Raw genomic sequence first — 19672 nt, forward strand, 5'->3', positions numbered from 1 at the left:
GCGTGCCGACCGGCACTGGACATGGGCAGTCTATTCAGCGGTACTGATCACCCGGCTGAAGGGCTGCCCCTGTGAACCGAGCTCTCCCCGCGGTACGGCTGCGTGTACCCACGCACGAGGACGCGTTCGCCTGGCACCGGGTCTTCGACGACCCCGAGGTCATGGAGTTCCACGGCGGCAGGGCCGCCGAGCTGTCCGTCTACGAGGAGCTCACCGCCCGCCAGCGCCGGCACGACGCGGAGCTCGGCTTCTGCCTGTGGACGATGACCGACGAGGCCGGGCAGGTCATCGGGTTCACCGGCGCCCAGCCGTGGGCGCCGGACTGGGGGCCCAGGGGCGAGATCGAGATCGGCTGGCGGCTCGGGCGGGCCCACTGGGGCAGGGGATACGCGACGGCGGCGGCGCACCTGACGCTGGGGCGGCTGCGGGCGGCGCGGGTGCCGGCGGTGGTCGCGATGGTGCGGCCGGGCAACGAGCGGTCGGTCGCGGTGACCCGGCGCCTCGGGATGGAACTGCGGGAGACCTTCCCGCACCCGCGCCTGCCGGAGGAGGCGCTCTGCTTCCGCCTCGACCTGCGGGGCAACGATCCGATTGATTACACAGAGTATCGATCTGTTACAGAAAGACACTTGGCGCTTCCGGAGGCCGTGTGCCGGGGGTTACCCTTCCAGTACCGCTGGGGGTGACATCTGTGCATATAACACCCAAAACACCCGAAGTGCGCGTGCCACGGCTGGTCGGGCTGATGGCCGTGGACGCGCGCGAGAGCGCCCGGTCGCGGGGCCTGTTCCTCAACGCGCCGGACCGTCCGGACTTCCATCTCACGGTCGTCGACTACGTCGTGCGCCAGTTCCCGCAGCCCGGTGCCGAGGTGCCGCGGGACTCGATGGTGTACGTGTGGTTCGACTTCGGCGAGAGCGACGGCGGCGGAGGCGTGCGCGAGCCACGCATCCCGCGGCCGCCCGGCGGCGGGCTGCAACGGGAGCTGGACCAGCCCGGGGACAACACCTTCGAGGTGAGCAGCCTGTGATTCCCCGGCCGGTGGGCCCCGGGCCGGGGCTCAGGCCTCCTTGAAGCCCCGGTGCAGGGCGACGATCCCGCCGGTGAGGTTGCGCCAGGCCACCTTCGACCAGCCCGCCTCGCGCAGCCGGCCGGCCAGCGCGGGCTGGTCGGGCCAGGCGCGGATGGACTCGGCGAGGTAGACATAGGCGTCCGGGTTGGAGGAGACCGCGCGGGCGACCGGCGGCAGGGCGCGCATCAGGTACTCGGTGTAGACGGTCCGGAAGGGCGCCCAGGTCGGGTGCGAGAACTCGCAGATCACGACCCGCCCGCCGGGCCGCGTCACCCGGTACATCTCGCGCAGGGCCGCGTCGGTGTCCTGGACGTTGCGCAGCCCGAAGGAGATCGTCACGGCGTCGAAGGTGTCGTCACCGAACGGCAGCCGGGTGGCGTCCCCGGCGGTGAAGGGCATCCAGGCGTTGCGCCGCTTGCCGACCTGGAGCATCCCCAGGGAGAAGTCGCAGGGCACGACGTAGGCGCCGGCCCTGACGAACGGCTGGGAGGAGGTGCCCGTGCCGGCCGCCAGGTCGAGGATCTTCTGCGCGGGGCGCGCGTCGACCGCCCTGGCGACCTCCTTCCGCCACTGCCGGTCCTGGCCGAGCGACAGCACGTCGTTGGTCAGGTCGTACCGTTCCGCCACGTCGTCGAACATCGAGGCGACTTCGTGCGGCTGCTTGTTCAGGGAGGCGCGGGTCACCTCGCCATTCTTGCAGCACGCCGTCACGGGAGGAGCTTGGGCTTCTTCTTCGCGGCCACGTCCTCCACCCAGCCGCACGCCACGACGAACACCGCGATCAGGATCCAGCCGACGCCGAACATGAACCACTGGCTGTCGAGCGGGAGCCACTTCTCGAACGCGGGCACGTTCCACATCTGGTCGATCAGGGGGACCGCGAGGACCAGGGCGATCTCGTGCCAGAGGTAGATCGTCACCGCACGGGCGTTGAAGATCGTGACCGTCCGGTCGAGTTTCCGGTGGCGGGTCAGCCGGCGGAAGTCGATCGTGAAGTAGGCCTTCGCCCACATCAGCAGCATCACGAACCCGGCCGACCAGAAGGCCTGGGCGAGGGGGTTCTCGTCCAGGTCGTAGGTGCCGAAGTCGGCCTGGTGCGAGAAGGCGTACCAGCCGCCGTAGCCGACGGCGGCGAGCGAGCCGACGATCACCAGGGCCGGTTTCATCCGTCGGAGCACGCCGTCGCGGTGCGCGAAGCCGAGGATCCAGCAGAAGAGGTACGTCGACAGGTCCCACAGGGCGCTGCCGAAGCGATTGTCCGGACCGGACCAGACGAAGTTCAGGACCAGGATCGGGACGAGGGACAGGAGGAGCACCGGGACCGGCGCCTTCCGGAAGATCCACAGCAGGGGCGGGGAGAGGAGGACGAACCAGAGGTAGGTGCGCAGGTACCAGAGGATCTCCCAGGCCTGCTCGCCCCACGCGTTGCCCGGCGGGTCGCCGAACGGCACGATCCAGTAGACGATCTGCCAGCCCGGCATCCAGTCGTGGATCAGCATCGCCAGGACGACGAAGAAGCCCCAGAACCAGAAGGGCGGGAGGAGGCGGCGCAGGCGGCTCCTGACGACCTTCGGCGCGGGGCGCTCCAGGGACTTCGCCATAAGGGTGCCGGCGAGGCCGAACATGACGCCCATGGAGGGGAACACCATGCCGCACCAGGCCCAGCCGAAGGTGTGGTAGGTGACGACGCGGATGAGGGCGACGGCCCTGAGGGTGTCGAAGTAGCGGTCCCTTGCGGGGGGCTTGGGGCGCGGGTTCGGGTCGGGCTCCCTGGCGTCCGCTGTTTCGGTCGACGGTGCCGTCGGCTGTGCCCGCCCGTTCCGCCCTGCGGAACGACTGCCCACAGCGGTAGCGGCGGCGGTCGGCTCCGGCTCCGATACCGGCCGCGGCTCCGGTACCGGCTGCCGCTCCACCAGGGGCATGGGGGTCGTCTCGTGCGGTGCCTGGGTGTAGGTGTCCTCGGCGTACTGCTGCCGGCCGCCGTAGGGGTCGTAGTCATAACCGTTGTAGCTCTGCTGGTACGGGTTCTGCTGGTACGGGTTCTGCTGGTACGGGTCCTGCTGGTCCCAGGTCATCAGCCGCTCACCCCTGCCGGGGTGCCGACCTCGCCGGTGCGCTTGAGTTTCTGCCAGCGCAGGCGGCCGCCGGTGAGGGCGGTGATGCAGGAGTGGATGAGGACGAGGTACATCATCTGGCGGTAGGCCAGCTGCTGCAGCGGCATCATCGCGAGGTAGCGGTACTTCTCCCCGTCCAGGCGGAACGCGTACGCGGCGCAGGCCAGTTGGACACCGAGAACGGCGAGCCAGGCCAGCAGCGCGGCCTCGAAGTCGACGAAGATCATGGAGTAGACCGTGAACACGTCGATGAGCGGAGCGAAGACCGGGGTGACGATCTGGAAGAGGACGACCAGGGGCATGCCGACGCGGCCGAAGCGGCCCGAAGGTCCCCTGTCCGTCAGGGACTTGCGATGCTTCCACAGGGCCTGCATGGTGCCGTAGGACCAGCGGTAGCGCTGCGACCACAGCTGCTTCAGCGAACCGGGCGCCTCCGTCCAGGCCTTGGCGTGCTCCTGGTAGACGACCCGCCAGCCCGCGCGGTGCATGGCGATGGTGATGTCGGTGTCCTCGGCGAGGGTGTCCTCGCTCATGCCGCCGACCCCCAGGACCGCCTCGCGGCGGAACGCGCCGATCGCGCCGGGGATGGTGGGCATGCAGCGCAGCAGGTCGTACATGCGGCGGTCGAGGTTGAAGCCCATCACGTACTCGATGTGCTGCCAGGCGCCGATGAGCGTGTTGCGGTTGCCGACCTTCGCGTTGCCGGCGACCGCGCCGACCCCGGGGTCGGCGAACGGCTGCACGAGGTGCCGTACCGTCTCCGGTTCGAAGACCGTGTCGCCGTCCATCATCACCACGATGTCGTAACTGGCATTGCGCACGCCGTTGTTGAGGGCGGCCGGTTTGCCGGCGTTCTCCTGGCGGATGACCCGGACGTTGTGCATGCCGAGCTGGTCGGCGGCGGCGCGGGCGATCTCCGAGGTGCCGTCCGTGGAGCCGTCGTCGACGACGATGACCTCGATCGGGTGGGTGCTCCGGGCCAGCGACTCCAGGGTGTTGGCGATGCACTCCTTCTCGTTGTACGCGGGGACGATCACACTCACCGGCCGGGTGACCGTCGGCCCCCAGCTGAAGCGGCGTTTGTTGCGCTGTCTGTAGTGGCGGCGAGCGATGAGCAGCATCATCCCGAAGCGGCCCATCACCGCGACGCCGACGACGAACAGCAGGCCGGAGAGGACGGGGAGGGCCCACTCGGCTATCGCGACCGCCACGATGAGGGCCTTGCCCTCGTAGAGGGTCATGCCGGTGGCCGTGCGGTGGGCGGCCTGGAGTCGGGAGACGGCGGTGGCGCGGGTGCCGGCGCCGGCGCCCCCGCCGGGGGCGGTGCCGCCCTCGCCGTTCGGGGCGGTGCCGGCACCGGGCCCGGAACCGTTGCCCGTACCGGAAGCGGTGCCGGTTCCCGTCACGCCGGCCTCGGTGAGGCCGGTGGTGGCCCCGCCGTCCGTGGTGGTGCTCGCCGCGGCGGTCTGCCGGCTCGCGGCGTTGCGCTTCTCGACGACACCGCTGACGGTGGTGAAGGTGTAGCCCTTCGCCTTCATCTTCTTGATGTAGGCAGGCAGCGCCTTGATCGTCTGCGAGCGTTCGCCGCCGGCGTCGTGGAAGAGGACGGCGGCGCCCCTGGTGCCGCTCGGGGTGGCCCACTTGACGATCTTCGAGACGCCCGGCCTCTTCCAGTCGTCGCTGTCGGTGTCGACGAAGACGCTGGTGTAGCCCTCGTCACCGAGCTTCTTGTAGACCGGCCAGCTGTAGTTGTCGATGGCGTCCGTCTCCGAGGAGTACGGCGCGCGGAACAGGGTCGTGGTGATGCCGGCCGCGCCCGCCAGCGCGAGCTGCGTCTGCTGCATCTCACGGTTGATCCGGGCGTCGCTCTGGTACGACAGGTCGACGTGCGTGAACGTGTGGATGCCGACCTCGTTGCCCTGCTGGACCATCGTCTTCACGATGCCCGGGTAGCGCGACACCATCGAGCCGACCAGGAAGAACGTGGCGGGAACGTCGTACTGCTGGAGGATCTTGAGGACCTGCGGGGTGTAGGTCGGGTTCGGGCCGTCGTCGAAGGTGAGGGCGATGGTCTTGGCGGGGACCGAGACGGTGGTCGCCTGGCCGCCCCGGAAGGTGAGGATCGGGCCGCCGTCGAGAATCCTGTCCGGGACCTTGCCGGAACTCGCTCCGGTGCGCACCCGCTGGTCGCCGCCGACCTCTGCCCGCAGATAGCCGTCGAGCAGCATCACGCAGGTCAGCGCCAGCAGGAGCAGCAGAGCGAGGATGACACGGGGTTTCTGCAGCGCCGCGGCCCTGCCCGCCGCCCGCTCGATGCGGGTGGGGGCGCGCCTGCGGCCGCGTGCGGACGTCGGAGTAGTCATGGGGAGAGGCCTGCGTTCCCGGTCAGTCCGCGGTGGCGGATGCGGTGGCGGATGCGGACGCGGACGCGGACGGGGTGGTGGCGGTCGAGGGCCGCGCCGAGAGGCGGCCGCTGGGCAGGCCGGCCTGACGGCCGATGCCGCCCTGCGGGCGTTCGCCGCCGGGGGTGTTGCCGGCGCGCGCGAAGTCGGGGATCAGCGAGTCCGGGGTGAGGGAGGTTCCCCAGCCCATGAAGGCGGCGCCGAGCACTCCGGTGTAGGCGAGGCAGACGACGCCGAGGAGGAGGCCGACGCGTCGCAGCACCTTGGAGCGGCGCCCGGAGGAATCGACGAAGACGGGCCCTTCGGCAGACCCGTTGCCTTGTTTGCGGCGGCGACCACGCCCCGCGGCGCGGCTTTCGATGGCAGGCTCGGATTGCATTCCACGGATATTAGGGAGCCTTTATGTGATCGCCTTCGGAGTTCATGTGAGGCGCCCATGAGAAACCCCTCGACCTGTCTTTTCGCTGAGAGATTCTGTGAACACCTGCGGAGACGGGAGAGGGTGGGAAGCCCCCTGAACATCCCTTTCATGCCGCACCTTTCACCCCCTTCGCACCCTTCGTTCCATGAGGTTTCCATGTATTGATCGAACCGCTGAACGCTATGACCGTGTGAGACGTTTTCCTTTGGAATCAGGCTTTGTTTCGAGCCTGAGACACATATCACGAGAGCGGGTGCATGTTAATGCGGAGTTTCCTCAGGCCGGCTGCCGGGCTTACCTGCCTGTTTGCCATGGCAGTCACGGGGTGCTCCTCGGGTACCGGCGCCACGTCGGACTCGGCGCCCGCACCGTCGAAGAAGGCGTCCGCGTCGGCGTCCGCGTCCGCGAGCGAGGCCGACGGGTCGGCCGGGTCGGCCGGGTCCGGCACGTCCTACGCGCCCTACGTCAGCGCGACGGAGGCCGCCGGCACGGACGACGCAGGATCGCCCTCGACGTATAACCTGGCCTTCGTGATCGCCGACGGCAGCAGCTGCACACCGGCGTGGAACGGGACGGACGCCGTCGGCAGTTCGGCCGTGAAGTCGCGGATCTCCCGGTTGACGAAGGACGGCGCGTCGGTCCGGGTGTCCTTCGGCGGGGCCTCCGGCAAGGAACTGGCGACGACCTGCTCCGGCGCGTCGCAACTCGCCGCCGCGTACGGCGCCGCGCTGGACGCCGCGGGCTCCACGCAGGCCGACTTCGACATCGAGGGCGACACGCTGACCGACTCCGGCTCGGTCGCGCTGCGGTCGGAGGCGATCGCGCTGCTCCAGAGGGAACGGCCGGACCTGGAGGTCTCCTTCACGCTTCCCGTGATGCCGTCCGGGCTCGACTCCGACAGCCTCGCGCTGCTGGCGTCGGCGAACAAGTACGACGTGCAGGTCTCGACCGTCAACATCATGACCATGAACTACGGCGAGTCGTACGGCGGGGACATGGGCGGCTACGCGCTCACCTCGGCGAAGGCCGCGCACGCGCAGCTGAAGAAGGTGTTCGGACTGTCGGACGCGGGAGCGTGGGGCGGGATGGCGCTGACCTCGATGATCGGGGTCAACGACGTCGACGGGGAGACGTTCTCGTTGTCCGACGCGAAGGAGGTACGGGCGTTCGCGGAGCAGGAGGGCGTCGCATGGGTGTCGATGTGGTCGACGTTCCGGGACCAGCAGTGCGCGAACGGGAGTTCCGGGGACGACGACGCGGCGACGAACTGCAGCGGAGTGACTCAGAGTTCGGGGGCGTTCGGGGAGGCGTTCGCCGGCTGAGTGTCCTGTGCGGGTGGGCGGGGGCCGCTCGCGCGGTGCCCCGCGACGCCCCTGAAGACCTGCTAGCGCCGTCTGTGGACAAGGCGGCCCGCGCACACCGTCGCGATGCACTCCCCCGACTCGTCGAACACCGCGAGGTCGGCCCTGGCGTTCTCGTCGAGGCGGGTCCGCGGGGCGCGGGTCAGCACCAGGACGTCGTTCCGGGCCGCCGCGGCTCGGAGTTCCGGGGAGTCGGCGTGCCGTTCGAGGACCGCCGTCGCACCCGACTTCAGCACCGCGTGCACGCGTTCCCGTGGCGTCGGGGCGTCCGGGAGCTCGCGTTCGTGGACGCGCGCCGGGCCGAGTACTCCGGGCCAGCTCCGCACCCGGGTGCCCGGGAAGCGCTCCAGCAGGTCCCACAGGGTACCCACCGCGGCGATCCGGCCGCCCTCGACGACGACGGCGCCGTCCCCGAGGGCGGCACCGTCCCAGTCGTGGCGAACCTCGGTCGCCGCGTGGATCGTCAGCACGGCGGGGTCAGTTGGAGGCGAGCAGCTTCAGCTCGGGGTGGGCGGTGCCGCCCTCGATGGCCGTCGAGGAGATGTGGGACATCACCCGCTCGTCGACCGGGTCGTTCGCCGGGTCGTCGTGGACCACGAGGTGCTCGTACGTCGTGGCGCGCTGCGCCGGGACGCGGCCCGCCTTGCGGATCAGGTCGATGATCTCCAGGCGGTTGGAGCGGTGCTTGGCACCGGCGGAGGAGACGACGTTCTCCTCCAGCATGATCGAGCCGAGGTCGTCCGCGCCGTAGTGCAGCGAGAGCTGGCCGACCTCCTTGCCGGTGGTCAGCCAGGAGCCCTGGATGTGGGCGACGTTGTCCATGAAGAGGCGGGCGATCGCGATCATCCGCAGGTACTCGAAGAGCGTGGCCTGGGTACGGCCCTTCAGGTGGTTGTTCTCGGGCTGGTAGGTGTACGGGATGAAGGCGCGGAAGCCGCCCGTGCGGTCCTGGACGTCCCGGATCATGCGCAGGTGCTCGATGCGCTCGGCGTTGGTCTCGCCGGTGCCCATGAGCATGGTCGACGTGGACTCGACGCCCAGCCCGTGGGCCGTCTCCATGATCTCCAGCCAGCGCTCGCCGCTCTCCTTGAGGGGCGCGATGGCCTTGCGGGGGCGCGCGGGGAGGAGCTCCGCGCCGGCGCCCGCGAAGGAGTCCAGCCCCGCCGCGTGGATACGGGTGATGGCCTCCTCGACGGAGACGCCGGAGATCCGGGCCATGTGCTCGACCTCGGAGGCGCCCAGGGAGTGGATCACCAGCTGGGGGAACGCGTCCTTGATCGCCTTGAAGTGCTTCTCGTAGTACTCGACGCCGTAGTCGGGGTGGTGGCCGCCCTGGAACATGATCTGGGTGCCGCCCAGTTCGACCGTCTCCGCGCAGCGGCGCAGGATGTCGTCGAGGTCGCGGGTCCAGCCCTTGGCGGTGTCCTTGGGGGCCGCGTAGAAGGCGCAGAACTTGCACGCCGTGACGCACACGTTCGTGTAGTTGATGTTCCGCTCGATGATGTACGTCGCGATGTGCTCGGTGCCCGCGTACCGGCGGCGGCGCACGGCGTCGGCGGCGGCGCCCAGCGCGTGCAGCGGGGCGTCGCGGTAGAGGTCGAGCGCCTCTTCCGGGGTGATCCGCCCACCGGCAGCGGCACGGTCGAGGACGGACTGAAGGTCGGCCTTCTCGGTCACCGGGCGCGTCCCTTTCGTAATGGCTTGTGGACGGACCGAACCAGCCTACGCCAGCCCCGCGCCCGCCCTTCGAACGGCCCGGGCTCAGGCCGTGTACGCCCCCACCAGCAGCCCCGCGAACGCCCCCGTGATCAGGAACGGCCCGAACGCGATCGCCGTCTTGCGCCCGGCCCGCCGTACGACGACGAGCGCACCGCCGTACAGCGCGCCCAGCAGGAACCCGGCGAAGGTGCCGAGCAGCACGGTGGGCCAGCCGTACCAGCCGAGGACGGCGCCCGTGCCGAGGGCCAGCTTGACGTCGCCGAAGCCCATGCCGGCCGGGTTGACGAGGAAGAGGACGAAGTAGGCGCCGCCGAGGGCGAGGGCCGCGTAGAGGGAGGTCAGCCAGTCTCCGGCGTGTTCGGGGAGCAGGGCGGCCGCCCCGAGGAGGGCGAGGGCCGCGGCCGCGAGGGGGAGGGTGAGGGGGTCGGGGAGGCGTTGCACCCGGAAGTCCACCACCGCGAGGAGGACGCCGACGGGGGCCAGGAGCAGCCAGACGGCGAGTTCGGGGCGGGTGCCGGTGGCGAGGGCGAGCGCGGTGCAGACCGTCGCGGTGGCGAGGGCCAGGGGGGTGGGCGCGGGTGGCCCCGGTGGGGTGTTCTCACCGTCGTCGGCCACGGGTCCCTCGGCCACGAGTCCGTCGGCCACGGGTCCCTCGGCCACGGCTCCCTCAGCCACGGCTCCGTCGGCCACGAGTCCGTCGGCCACGGCTCCGTCGGCCACGGCTTCGTCGGCCGCGGGTTCGGCCGCCGTCGTCGCGCAGTCGCCGCAGGGCGCTCGGCCCAGCCAGCCCCTGACGGGGTGGCCCGCAGGACACGACGTCCGCCACTCCTCCCCCGCCGGAACCGAGAAGCGGTACGCGGAGCGGGGCAGCAGGGACCCGGCCGTCGCGCCCCAGAGGGCGGCGGCGGCCGGGAGGGCGAGGTCGAGGGCGGTGGTCATCCGGTGGCGGCGGCGCCGTCGCGCCAGGTCGGGAGGAGTTCGTCGAGGAGTGCCTCGGTACGCGGGGGCAGGCCGCGCGCGCCGCTGCGGGCGATCAGGTCGGCGGCGAGGGCACGCAGCCGGTCCGGGTCGCCGGTGGTGTGCGTGGCGCGCAGCAGCTCGTTCCAGAGGCGTTCGTCCGCCGGGGCGGTCCGCAGCGCCGCGCCGAGCGCCTCGATCGCCTTCTCCGCGCGGTCCTTCTCCAGGTGGAACGCGGACAGCGCGAGGCCGATGTCGGCGACGAGCAGCGGGAGCTGGGCGTCGACGATCTCGTGGGTGAGCCAGCGGTAGCGGCCCTCGGCGCGGTCGGCGAGCAGCGGGCCGCGTACCAGGACGAGTGCGTCGGTGAGCAGGCGGCCGCGGACCGCCCGGCTGTCGACGCCCTTGCCCTGGGTGGCCTCGTAGTAGAGGGAACGCAGTACGTCGAGGTCGGAGACGACGGACTTGGCGAGCGTGAGGCGCCCGGCCGCGTCCGCACGCAGCCGGGGGCTGCCGTCGGGGTCGGTGCCGAGCCAGCCGCGCAGCCGCTCCAGGAGGGCGTCGCGGACGTCCTCCGTGACGCCCCGCGGCCACAGCGCGGACGACAGCACCCGCGGGTGCACGCCCTCGCGGTGCAGGAGCAGGAGCGCGAGGGCCTCGTGGAGGAGGGGGCTGCGGTCCCCGTCGGGGGTGTCCAGGCCGATGATCTCGTACGGTCCGACGAGCCGCGCGTAGACCGCGGGGCGGCCCTGTTCGCTGATGTCGACGAGGAACGGCGGGGTGGTGGTGGGCCCGTCGGGGTCGCGCTCGGGGTCGGCCTCCACGAAGAGTTCGACGACCGCGCGCTGCTGGACCGCCGGCAGCAGCTGGGCCTCCAGTTCGAGGCCGAGGAGCGGGGCGAGGAGCCTGCCGTCCGGGGTGATCTCCATCGCCCAGGCTGCGCCGGGCAGGTCGTCGCGCTCGCTGCCGACCAGGTAGCCGATGCCGAGCCGGGCGGCGTCGGCGGCGAGTTCGGCGAGGCGCACGGCGTCGTCGGTGGAGGGCTGGGTGGCGAGCAGGACGAGGTGCGGCGCCCAGCGGGTGTGCTGGGCGGGCCCGGTGCGGCCGGTGAGGACCGAGTGGTGGTCGGCGGCGCCGAGCGCGCCCCGCCGCTGCCGGGTCTCCGCCTCCATCGTCTCGAACAGCGCCTCCACGTCGTCGAGATGGCGCAGCCGGTTGGGGGCGAGCGGGGTGAGGTCCGCGCCGAAGCCGACGAGGGTGATGGTCATCCGGTCCGACCAGCCGTTGGTGGCGAGTTCGGCGGCGACGGAGGCGAACACGGCGGCCCGGTCGGCCTCGCGGCCGCTCAGCGAGACGATGCCGGGCACGGCCTCCAGGTTGAGCAGCAGCCGCGAGTCGTCCATGGTGCCGAGGCTGACCAGACCGGGGTACGGGGCGGCCGCGTCGGTCTCCTCGTAGCGCTCGGCGTCCGCGCGCGACAGCGTCCAGAACGTCTGGTCCTGGCCGAGCTGCCAGGGCGCCGGAGGCTTGCCCGCCGGCTGCGCGAGCTGCAGGTGCAGGTCGCCGTGGCTGAGCCAGGCCGCGTAGACGACGGGGAGCGAACGGGACTCGGCGGTGAGGGCGGCGGCGAGCCCGCGCAGCGACCGGTCGAGCTGTCGTACGCCCTCCGGGTCCGCGCCGACCAGCAGCGCGTCCTGCACGTCCTGGGCGTCGCCGGCCGGGATCGGCGGCTCCATGCCGCGGTGGCCGCCGACGGCGCCGAGCGCCGACTGCCACAAGGCCTGCCGGCGCCTGCGGCCGAGGGCGGCGAGCAGGCCGGCGGCGAGCAGCGGGGCACCGAGGAGAGCCTCGGAGAGGCCGAAGGAAGAGGAAGAGGAAGAGGAGGAGGGGGAGTCCGTGGAGGTCCCGTGCGCGGCGGGGGCGTCCGTGTCGCCGGCCTGGCGCTGGGCGGGCACGGTGATCTGGGCGGTGGCCCCGTCGCCGCCCGCGTGCTGCCCGCCGCCCCGCTCCTGGTGCTGCTGGTGCTGGGCGTGGTCGCCGGTCTGCGCGTAGTCGCCGATCTGCTGCCGGACCTCAGGCGAGACGTGCGCGTCGGGGTTCTCGACGAGTTCGCCGCCGTGCGCGTCGCCGGGCATCTCCATGATCCAGCCGGGGCGGATGAGGCTGGCCTCGGAGAGCCGGGAGCCGTCGGGCTGGATGCGGTCCTTGTTGAGCTCGTAGATCTCCTTGTACCGGCGGCCGTCGCCGAGGTGGCGTTGCGCTATCTCCCACAGGGAGTCGTGGTGGCGGCCCTCGGGCGGCTGGATGCGGTAGTACTTCGTCGCCCCGTGCGTGGCGGTGGAGCCGCCCTGTTCGGCCTGGGCCGCGGCGTGGCCGGCCTGCTCGGCGAGGGCGGCGGCGGTGCTCTTCGCCTGCTCCTGCTGCTGGGCGAGGATGCCGGGGGTCGCCTGTGCGGTGGCCACCGTGCCCTTCTGGTTGCCCTCCAGGCTGTGGCCGAGCTGGGAGAGGCCCGGGGTGAAGCTGGCGGCGGTGGCACCGACCAGCAGCAGCGCGGCGACGAGCTGGCGGGCGAGCAGCTGGCTGGGGCCGGCACCGGGAACCCGGCCGGGCAGGCCGACACCGGAGACGGCGGCCTTGACCTCCACCAGCACACAGGCCGTGAACTGGGCCCAGGCCAGCCAGACGACGACGGTCAGCGCGTTCAGGAACGTCTGTACGTCGATGGGCTGCGACAGCCAGTCCATGCTGGGCGCGCTGCGCGGCAGGGGCCAGCCGACCGCCACGGCGAGGGCGCCGGGGACGCCGACGACGAGGACCAGCAGCACCACGAAGGCGAGGAACGCCTTGACGACGTCCCCGAACGTACGCCGACGCAACCGCACCGGCTGCGGGGTCCGGTTCCGCGGACCCGACGGAGCGGTGCCCGTCGGCCTTCCCGTCGAGCTTGATGTGCTGCGTCGCGCCATGGCGGGTGTCCCGGGGTCGTGTGTGGAAGGAGTGGGCCGGGGGCGCATCGAGCCAGCCGAGGTCCCCTTGACGATCCTATTGACTGGCACCGACAGCGTCGAAGGGGTGGAACGACCAACCGCCGCCCGAATTCTCCGCTTTCACCAACCCGCTCCCCATTGGCCGGAGTCACCGTCACCCGACCCGCACACATCCCCTCCACACGCCCCACACGGTCCGTCAGCCGGTGACCCGCAGCGAGGACAGCAGGAAGCGGGTGAGGGCGGAGGTCGGGAAGCTGATCGCCGCCACCCCCTCCTCCGCCCGGAGTTCGACGACCGTGCGGGAGTCGCCGTACGGGCGCACGTGCACGTTGCCGAGCACGGCCGGGCCCGACAGGCCCTCCTCCAACAGGGCCCGCGCGAAGCTCCAGACGACCTCCTCGCCGTCCAGGGAGATCCACGGCGGGAAGACGAAGTGCACGGCCTGCGGGTCGGCCGAGGTGTAGCGGAGCGTCGCGGGGACCGCCACCTCCTGCTCGTCGGCGGTGAGCAGGCGGGCACCGGTGGGCTGCTCGAGCGTGATGGGCACGGATCGTCTCCGGGGGTGCGTGATGGACCGTCGTACAAGTGAGAGCGCCCGACGGCGGCCTGATGACGCCGGAAACACAAGTGACTTGAGTGACATGTGTCACTTTCGGGTGGGCCGGCAGTGATCAGCGCCGCCTGGGCCGCCGAAGACCTGGATGCCGATCCCACTCCCCCGGCGGATCCCGCCCCCCGTGGCCCCCGGCACCAGCGCCCCGAAGGAGCGCGGGGAACTGCGCGACCGGCCACGACGCCGCCGCAGCCGAACGACGGCGCACGGCGGCCCTCCCCGAGCAAAGCGGAGCGCCCGGTGGTTAGCCGACCTCGTTCTCGGCGGTCGCCTCACCGTGCACCACGATCGCGCCGCCGTAGAACATGCCGGTGAAGACCGGCTCGTAGGTCAACTGGACCTCGACCTGGACCTGCTGGGCGTCGGCGGCGACGCAGTGCGTGCCCGCGACGTCCGCGGCGGACATGTCCATCTCGCGGGCGAAGGTCTTCACCCGGGCGTCGCAGTCCTGGAAGTTGATCGGCGCGTCGCCCTGGTTCTCGTACAGCTGCTCCAGGTCGATGTCCTGGGCCGCGTAACGGGCCGCCTGTTCCGCGATGTCGGCGGCCCGTTCGCGCTTGGAGATGGACAGGCCGCCGTCGATGACGAACGCGGACAGCGAGAGGAAGACCAGGGCGAAGATGATGACCGCGCCCGCCCCCGAGCCCCGGTCGTCGAGACGGAGCCGGCGCGCGGTCCACCAACTGCGCAGCACCGCAAGGCTCATGCCGCCCTCCGGAACGGGTCGAGGGGCGAGGAGAACGTCGAGGACAGGGTCGTCGGTATGTCCAGTCCCAGCATGGCCAGGCCCCGCACCCGGCAGCTCACCCGGACCGTGAAGATGCCGCCGGACTCGAAGCCCGCGCTGGTCTGGACGACGGAGACCGGCCCCGAGCAGACGTCGGAGAGGTCCGCGTCGGCGGCCTTCTGCGCCTCCGACATGGCCGTGCCGTGGTCCTTCTGGATGGACCCGGCGCGGGCCGCGTCCCGCGCGGCGCCGTCGATGGCGCCGCGGCCGTCGACGAGCTGGCCGAAGGCGACCAGGACCAGGATGAACAGGATCATGACCGGGGCGAGGATGACGACCTCGACGGTCGACAGTCCCCGGTCGCCGTCCGGAGCTCTCTTCTCCACGGCGGACATCTAGTTGTCCTCCACGAACCGCTCGACCGGCCCCGCGGACCGCGCGTGCACCGTCAGGTCCAGGCCCGGGAACACCGTCGGGATACGGGCCGTGATCTCGACGCCGACGGTGGTCTGCTCCGGCTGGACCATCCTGACGTCGGGCGACAGGACCAGCTGCGGGCCGAGTTGCCTGATGTAGGAGTCGACCACGTCCTGGGCCTCGCCGCGCCAGGCGCCGGGCTCCGCGTCGGCGGTGGCGCGGGCCTTGCGTGCGCCGGCCTGGGCCGCCGCCTGGGCCACGTGATCCGCGAAGAAGTACAGCGCGAACTGCACCGTCGCGAAGATCATGAAGAACAGGACAGGGGTGAGGAACACGAACTCGATCGCGGTCATGCCCGAGTCGCCGCGCGCGGCCGCCGTCCTGCGGCGTACCCAGCCGCGCAGGCCTCCGCTCCTGCCCGCGGACATCCCCGTCACCCCCGTCACCCCCGTCACCCCCGTCGTGGTCGCGCTCGTCCGCTCAGCAGGTTCCGCTGGCGTTGGCGCCCTTGATGCAGTTGCCGACCTTGTTGGCGCCGTCGCTCAGCGCCGCGTTGATGATGGCCGCCACCACGCCGACGATCGCCACGACGACCGCCGAGATGATGACCCACTCGACGGCGGAGGCACCGCGGTCGAGCTCGCCGGAGCGGGCGCGCTGCACGCGCGCCTGCAGGAAGGTGACCAGGAAGTCCATCGCCGGGATCCCGGTGCTGACGTTCCGTCCGTTCATGATGACTTGTCCTCTCGAAACAGCAGTTGGCGAAGGTTCTCTACGAAGCTCGGGTCAGCTCGGGCCGGCTCACACCTGGAACACCCGCATCGCCGCCGGGAAGATCAGGAAAACCAGGAAGCCGGCGCACAGCAGCAGCTGGGCGACGAGCATCGACTGGGACTTCTCGCCCGCGCTGCCCTCGATCTCGGCAAGTTCGCGGTGGCGCATGGTCTCGGCGCGGGAGGCGAGGGACTCACGGACCTTGGCGCCGTCGTCCGCGACCAGGGCGAGGGAGGCGGAGAGGTCCTTGAGCTCCTCCACGCCGAGTTCCTCGCCGAGCGCTCCGAGGGCCTGCCACTGGCTGACGCCGGTGATGCGGGCGTCGGCCAGGGCGTTGCGGATGCGCTGGTTGGCCCAGCCGTCGGAGACCTCGGCGGCCGCCATCAGGGCCTCGGGCAGGCCGCGGCCACCGGCGAGGCTCATCGACACCAGGTCGAGGTACGCCCCGATCACGCGCCTGAGGTCCCGGCGCTTGTCGGCCGCGTCCCGTCGTACCTCCAGGTCGGGCAGGAAGAAGAACAGGGCCGCGCAGGCCAGCGCCAGCCAGACCGGGATGACGGGGTTGTGGCCGAAGCCCATCGTGTAGACGACGGCGAACAGGAACGGCCCGAAGATCAGGCCGGCCGCCGCGAGCAGCACCTTGGTCGCGAGGAACTTCTCCCAGCTGCGGTCCAGGACGGCGAGGTCGGCGCGGAGCGAGCGCTGTTCCCAGCCCTGCTGCCGGTAGAACTCGGCGACCCGCTCGCCGACCTCGGCGCGCAGCGTGCCGAGCCGGCCGGTGTCCGGCGTCTGCCGCGCGGACTCGTAGGCCGCGCCGCGGGCCCGCATCGCGTCGATCCGCGCGACCTGGGCGACCGCGCTGCGCCGGGACGGCATCAGGGCGCGGATCAGGACGTAGACGCCGAGCCCCAGGGTCACGCCGACGAGAATCGGCATCGTGAGATTCACTGGCGGGCTCCTTCCTCGGTGGGCAGGGTCTGCTGACCGGGGTGACCGGGCGCACCGGGCCGGCCGGGCGCGGTGCTGGGCGGTCGTACGAACTGGACCGAGGACTGGTCGCGGACCAGGAAGCGTTCCGGGGTCTCGATGGTGGACAGCTTGCGCAGCCACCAGAAGCCGAGCGCGAACAGCCCGCAGACCAGGGCGAGGACCAGCTGTCCGACGGCGGTGCCGTACGGCGCGACGAAGTCCCGGTTGAAGACGGCGAGGCCGAGGACGAACGCGACCGACACGGCGACGACGATCTGCACCGAGCGCCGGGTGGACGCCCGCTGGGCCATCACGCGCTGGCGCATGTCGACCTCCTCGCGTGCCGACTTGGCGAGCGCGCCCAGTACCTGGCGCAGACCGGGGCCGCGCAGGCGGGCGTTGAGGATGAGCGCGGCCACGATGATGTCGGCGGAGGCGTCGTCGATCTCGTCGGCGAGGTGCTGCAGTGCGTCGGGCAGCGGGGTGCGGGCGCGCAGCCGGTCGACGAGGGCGTCGAGGTGCGGCCGCAGGATCGGTGCGGCGGCGCGGGCGGAGGCCGGGATGGCCTGCTCCAGGCCGACCGCGCCGGCGATCGTGTCGCGCAGCGACTCGGTCCAGGAAGCGAGGGCCTCCACGCGCTTCATCGCGGCCCGCTCCTCGGCGGCACCGCCGAACAGCTTGTCCCAGAAGAAGACGAGGACGCCGGCGGCGATGCCGGCCACCGCCCAGCGGGTCAGCAGCAGCACCGCGAGCCCGACGATGGCGGCCAGCGAACCGCGCTGTCCGGCGAACCGGACGAGTTCGGCCGCCCGCTCGTTCGCCTTCTGCTTCTCGTGCTCGGGCTTGGCGGGCAGGCCGCGGACGGCCAGGATCAGCAGCGCGAGTCCGCCGCCGACCGCGACACCGCAGCCGAGGCCGTAGAGAACCGTGCTGGAGAACAGCCCGCCCATGGAGCCCAGGGAGGCGAAGGGATTGAGGTTCATGTCATGTCACCCCCACGCCCCGTGCGGCTGGTAGCCGTAGGCCATCAGGTCCTCCAGGCAGGCTATGGGCGCGTGCGGGACGACCCGGCCGTCGTGGGCCTCCGCGAACACCTCGCTGGACAGCACCCTGCCGTCCACGCCGTTGACCTCACGGACGGAGGTGACCATGCGCTGGAGGCGGCCGCCGGTCTGGTAGTTGTTGCGCCGCTGGATGAAGACGACGAAGTTCACCGCGCCCGCGATCAGCATCTGGCTGGCCTCGATGGGCAGCCGCTCGGAGGCCTGGAGCGCGTAGGTCGAGATGCGGTTGAAGACCTCGCTGGAGCTGTTGGCGTGGATCGTGGACAGCGAACCGTCGTTGCCCTGGGACATGGCGTTGAGCATGGTGACGATCTCGTCGCCGAGGACCTCGCCGACGATGACCCGGGACGGGTTCATACGCAGTGACCGGCGGACCAGTTCGGCCATGGAAATGGCGCCCTGTCCCTCGGAGTTGGGCAGCCGTTCCTCGAACGCCACCACGTTGGGGTGCAGGTCGTGGAAGGTGTCGAGCCCGAGCTCCAGCGCGCGCTCGACGGTGATCAGCCGCTCGTGCGGCGGGATCTCGTTGGCGAGGGCGCGCAGCAGCGTCGTCTTGCCGGCGTTGGTCGCCCCCGCGATCATGATGTTCTTGCGGGCGCGGACGGCACAGGCCATGAAGTGCGCGACCTCGGGCGTGAGCGTCCCGTTCCCCACGAGGTCGGAGATGAAGACCTTGCCCATGCGGGCGCGGCGGATGGAGAGCGCGGGCCGCCGGGTGACGTCCATGACGGCGGAGAGCCGGGACCCGTCGGGAAGCCGCAGGTCGAGCTGCGGGTTGGCCGAGTCGAACGGGCGTGACGACAGGCCGGAGTAGGCACCGAGCACCTGGATCAGCTCGACGAGTTCCTCGTCGGTCTCCGCGACGGGATCCCCGACGGCCTCCCGCCCGTCGCTGAACCCGACGAAGACCTGGTCGCACCCGTTGATGTCGATGTTCTCGACGTCCGGGTCGTCGAGCAGCGGCTGCAGCCGGCCCACGCCGAACAGTGCCGCGTGCACGGCGGCCGCGTACTGCTCCTCGGTCTCCGCGTCCAGCGGGGTGCGTCCGGCGTTGATCTCCGCGCGGGCGTACTCCTCCAGGATCTGGGCTATGACGGCGCGGGCGTACTGGCGTTCGTCCTCGGTGGACATCGGCGTGACGCCCGACGCCTGGTCCTGGCGGCGCTGCTCGGCGATCCGGTCGCCGGCGTCCTGCCGGAACCGCTTGACCAGCTGGTGGTCGACAGCGGTCACCGGCCGGCCCCCGCGTGCGGCGCCTGCGTCGGTACGGACCAGGCGGCGCCGTACTGCTGGTGGAGGTCGGCGGTGACCTTGCGGGCCGAGCGGATCAGCAGGGACTTGTCGAGGCGGCCGCGCTTGCGGCCGGCGAGCTGGTCGGCGCCGGCCGGGTCGTCGGCGATGGTGCCGACCACGCGGGCGCCGGTCTGGGCGTGCACGAGCATGTCGTTGACCTGGTTGACCAGCTTGCCCGAGCTGGACGGGTCGGCGACCAGGACCACCCCGATCAGCGGGGTGGCGAGGGCGGCGGCGCCGCGCGGGCCGCCGTGCAGCTTCTGCGCGAGGGCGGCGGCCCGGTCCCGGACCCGGGCGAGCGCCTCGGGTTCGGTCCGCGAGACGAGGAGCACGAGCGCCGCGTGCGGGAACATCTCGACGGCCGGGGTGTCGCCGCTGATCCGTCCGCAGTCGGCGATGACGTCGGCCGGGGCGTTCGGGGAGTCGGCGAGGGCGGCGAAGGCGTGCCCGAGGGTGGGCCACAGCCCCGCGAGCCCGGCCGCGTGCTCGGCTATGCCGAGCCCGACGAGCACCTCCAGCCCGCCGCTCAACGGCTGGACGTGATCCCAGAGTTGGTCCGGTACGAGCCCTCGCCGCGCGGTGGCGGCGATGGACAGCATGCCGGTGTTCGGGTTGAGCGGTCCGCCGTGCGCGGCGGCACTGCGGTAGACCAGGTCGCCGCCGGCCGGGTCGGCCTCGGCGAGCAGGACCCGGCGCGGCCAGACCGCGGCCAGCGCGACGGCCGCGGTGGTGACGCCGGGGGAGCCCTTGTCGGCGGCGATTGCGATGAGCGCCATGGG

19 protein-coding genes and 1 pseudogene are annotated in these 19672 nt (G+C 71.6%); 3 read left to right on the plus strand and 17 right to left on the minus strand.

Annotated features, from left to right (window positions below):
- Positions 1-71: 71 nt before the first annotated feature.
- Positions 72-575: pseudogene (locus tag AB0472_RS32520) on the plus strand (GNAT family N-acetyltransferase); the annotation flags it as partial.
- 143 nt (positions 576-718) lie between these two features.
- The gene (locus AB0472_RS32525) at positions 719-1030 is read left to right on the plus strand and encodes a PASTA domain-containing protein (RefSeq protein WP_366361733.1); all 312 of its coding nucleotides are present in this window, start codon (positions 719-721) and stop codon (positions 1028-1030) included.
- A 30-nt stretch (positions 1031-1060) separates the two neighbouring features.
- Here the strand turns inward: AB0472_RS32525 and AB0472_RS32530 are convergent, their stop codons facing one another.
- The 4 genes from AB0472_RS32530 to AB0472_RS32545 are packed head-to-tail and all read right to left on the minus strand — an operon-like array spanning position 1061 to position 5967.
- On the minus strand, positions 1061-1756 hold the full coding sequence (locus AB0472_RS32530) for a demethylmenaquinone methyltransferase (RefSeq protein ID WP_189266482.1): 696 nt from the start codon (positions 1754-1756) through the stop codon (positions 1061-1063).
- Between the two features lie 23 nt (positions 1757-1779).
- Positions 1780-3147, minus strand: coding sequence for an acyltransferase family protein (locus tag AB0472_RS32535; RefSeq protein WP_366361735.1), 1368 nt, complete (start codon positions 3145-3147; stop codon positions 1780-1782).
- Positions 3147-5549 (minus strand): bifunctional polysaccharide deacetylase/glycosyltransferase family 2 protein, encoded by a 2403-nt coding sequence (locus AB0472_RS32540; RefSeq protein WP_366361737.1) that lies wholly within the window; start codon positions 5547-5549, stop codon positions 3147-3149. Before AB0472_RS32540 ends, AB0472_RS32535 begins: the two co-directional genes overlap by 1 nt.
- 22 nt (positions 5550-5571) lie before the next feature.
- Positions 5572-5967 (minus strand): hypothetical protein, encoded by a 396-nt coding sequence (locus AB0472_RS32545; RefSeq protein WP_366361739.1) that lies wholly within the window; start codon positions 5965-5967, stop codon positions 5572-5574.
- Between the two features lie 305 nt (positions 5968-6272).
- Here AB0472_RS32545 and AB0472_RS32550 point away from each other — a divergent pair, with 305 nt between their 5' ends.
- A complete protein-coding gene (locus AB0472_RS32550) occupies positions 6273-7331 on the plus strand; it encodes a chitinase (protein WP_366361740.1) in 1059 nt (352 codons plus the stop codon).
- Between the two features lie 62 nt (positions 7332-7393).
- Here AB0472_RS32550 and AB0472_RS32555 read toward each other — a convergent pair whose 3' ends face one another.
- The 13 genes from AB0472_RS32555 to AB0472_RS32615 all read right to left on the minus strand — a co-directional run bounded on the left by AB0472_RS32555 (position 7394) and on the right by AB0472_RS32615 (position 19669).
- On the minus strand, positions 7394-7840 hold the full coding sequence (locus AB0472_RS32555) for a hypothetical protein (protein WP_366361742.1): 447 nt from the start codon (positions 7838-7840) through the stop codon (positions 7394-7396).
- 7 nt (positions 7841-7847) lie between these two features.
- Positions 7848-9047 carry a cyclic dehypoxanthinyl futalosine synthase gene (gene mqnC, locus AB0472_RS32560; RefSeq protein ID WP_366361744.1) on the minus strand — a complete coding sequence of 400 codons (1200 nt, stop codon included), beginning with the start codon at positions 9045-9047 and terminating at the stop codon, positions 7848-7850.
- A gap of 84 nt (positions 9048-9131) precedes the next feature.
- Entirely contained in the window at positions 9132-10028 is an 897-nt protein-coding gene (locus AB0472_RS32565; protein WP_366361746.1) for an A24 family peptidase, read from the minus strand.
- Positions 10025-13012 (minus strand): BTAD domain-containing putative transcriptional regulator, encoded by a 2988-nt coding sequence (locus AB0472_RS32570; RefSeq protein WP_366361748.1) that lies wholly within the window; start codon positions 13010-13012, stop codon positions 10025-10027. The genes AB0472_RS32565 and AB0472_RS32570 overlap by 4 nt, the downstream gene beginning before the upstream one ends.
- 220 nt (positions 13013-13232) lie before the next feature.
- Entirely contained in the window at positions 13233-13583 is a 351-nt protein-coding gene (locus AB0472_RS32575) for an SsgA family sporulation/cell division regulator (protein ID WP_366361750.1), read from the minus strand.
- A 310-nt stretch (positions 13584-13893) separates the two neighbouring features.
- Positions 13894-14355, minus strand: coding sequence for a pilus assembly protein TadG-related protein (locus tag AB0472_RS32580; RefSeq protein WP_366361752.1), 462 nt, complete (start codon positions 14353-14355; stop codon positions 13894-13896).
- Positions 14352-14771 (minus strand): TadE/TadG family type IV pilus assembly protein, encoded by a 420-nt coding sequence (locus tag AB0472_RS32585; RefSeq protein ID WP_366361754.1) that lies wholly within the window; start codon positions 14769-14771, stop codon positions 14352-14354. Before AB0472_RS32585 ends, AB0472_RS32580 begins: the two co-directional genes overlap by 4 nt.
- Positions 14772-15221, minus strand: a complete 450-nt coding sequence (locus tag AB0472_RS32590) for a TadE family protein (RefSeq protein WP_366361756.1) — start codon at positions 15219-15221, stop codon at positions 14772-14774.
- 52 nt (positions 15222-15273) lie between these two features.
- Positions 15274-15525, minus strand: a complete 252-nt coding sequence (locus AB0472_RS32595) for a hypothetical protein (protein ID WP_366361758.1) — start codon at positions 15523-15525, stop codon at positions 15274-15276.
- 69 nt (positions 15526-15594) lie between these two features.
- On the minus strand, positions 15595-16515 hold the full coding sequence (locus tag AB0472_RS32600; RefSeq protein ID WP_366361760.1) for a type II secretion system F family protein: 921 nt from the start codon (positions 16513-16515) through the stop codon (positions 15595-15597).
- Complete coding sequence (locus AB0472_RS32605) at positions 16512-17519, minus strand: type II secretion system F family protein (protein ID WP_366361762.1); 1008 nt, start codon at positions 17517-17519, stop codon at positions 16512-16514. Before AB0472_RS32605 ends, AB0472_RS32600 begins: the two co-directional genes overlap by 4 nt.
- 6 nt (positions 17520-17525) lie before the next feature.
- Entirely contained in the window at positions 17526-18833 is a 1308-nt protein-coding gene (locus AB0472_RS32610) for an ATPase, T2SS/T4P/T4SS family (RefSeq protein WP_366361764.1), read from the minus strand.
- Positions 18830-19669, minus strand: coding sequence for a hypothetical protein (locus AB0472_RS32615; RefSeq protein WP_366361766.1), 840 nt, complete (start codon positions 19667-19669; stop codon positions 18830-18832). Before AB0472_RS32615 ends, AB0472_RS32610 begins: the two co-directional genes overlap by 4 nt.
- Between the last annotated feature and the right edge of the window lie 3 nt (positions 19670-19672).

The organism is Streptomyces sp. NPDC086777 (assembly GCF_040702065.1).
Classification (GTDB): Bacteria; Actinomycetota; Actinomycetes; order Streptomycetales; family Streptomycetaceae; genus Streptomyces.

What these genes read in the sequence shown, in the direction of transcription:
- AB0472_RS32535 (WP_366361735.1), bottom strand. Translation starts at nt 3,147, where the DNA reads ATGACCTGGGACCAGCAGGACCCGTACCAGCAGAACCCGTACCAGCAG.
- AB0472_RS32540 (WP_366361737.1), bottom strand. Translation starts at nt 5,549, where the DNA reads ATGACTACTCCGACGTCCGCACGCGGCCGCAGGCGCGCCCCCACCCGC.
- AB0472_RS32545 (WP_366361739.1), bottom strand. Translation starts at nt 5,967, where the DNA reads ATGCAATCCGAGCCTGCCATCGAAAGCCGCGCCGCGGGGCGTGGTCGC.
- AB0472_RS32550 (WP_366361740.1), top strand. Translation starts at nt 6,273, where the DNA reads ATGCGGAGTTTCCTCAGGCCGGCTGCCGGGCTTACCTGCCTGTTTGCC.
- AB0472_RS32565 (WP_366361746.1), bottom strand. Translation starts at nt 10,028, where the DNA reads ATGACCACCGCCCTCGACCTCGCCCTCCCGGCCGCCGCCGCCCTCTGG.
- AB0472_RS32570 (WP_366361748.1), bottom strand. Translation starts at nt 13,012, where the DNA reads ATGGCGCGACGCAGCACATCAAGCTCGACGGGAAGGCCGACGGGCACC.
- AB0472_RS32580 (WP_366361752.1), bottom strand. Translation starts at nt 14,355, where the DNA reads ATGAGCCTTGCGGTGCTGCGCAGTTGGTGGACCGCGCGCCGGCTCCGT.
- AB0472_RS32585 (WP_366361754.1), bottom strand. Translation starts at nt 14,771, where the DNA reads ATGTCCGCCGTGGAGAAGAGAGCTCCGGACGGCGACCGGGGACTGTCG.
- AB0472_RS32590 (WP_366361756.1), bottom strand. Translation starts at nt 15,221, where the DNA reads ATGTCCGCGGGCAGGAGCGGAGGCCTGCGCGGCTGGGTACGCCGCAGG.
- AB0472_RS32595 (WP_366361758.1), bottom strand. Translation starts at nt 15,525, where the DNA reads ATGAACGGACGGAACGTCAGCACCGGGATCCCGGCGATGGACTTCCTG.
- AB0472_RS32605 (WP_366361762.1), bottom strand. Translation starts at nt 17,519, where the DNA reads ATGAACCTCAATCCCTTCGCCTCCCTGGGCTCCATGGGCGGGCTGTTC.
- AB0472_RS32615 (WP_366361766.1), bottom strand. Translation starts at nt 19,669, where the DNA reads ATGGCGCTCATCGCAATCGCCGCCGACAAGGGCTCCCCCGGCGTCACC.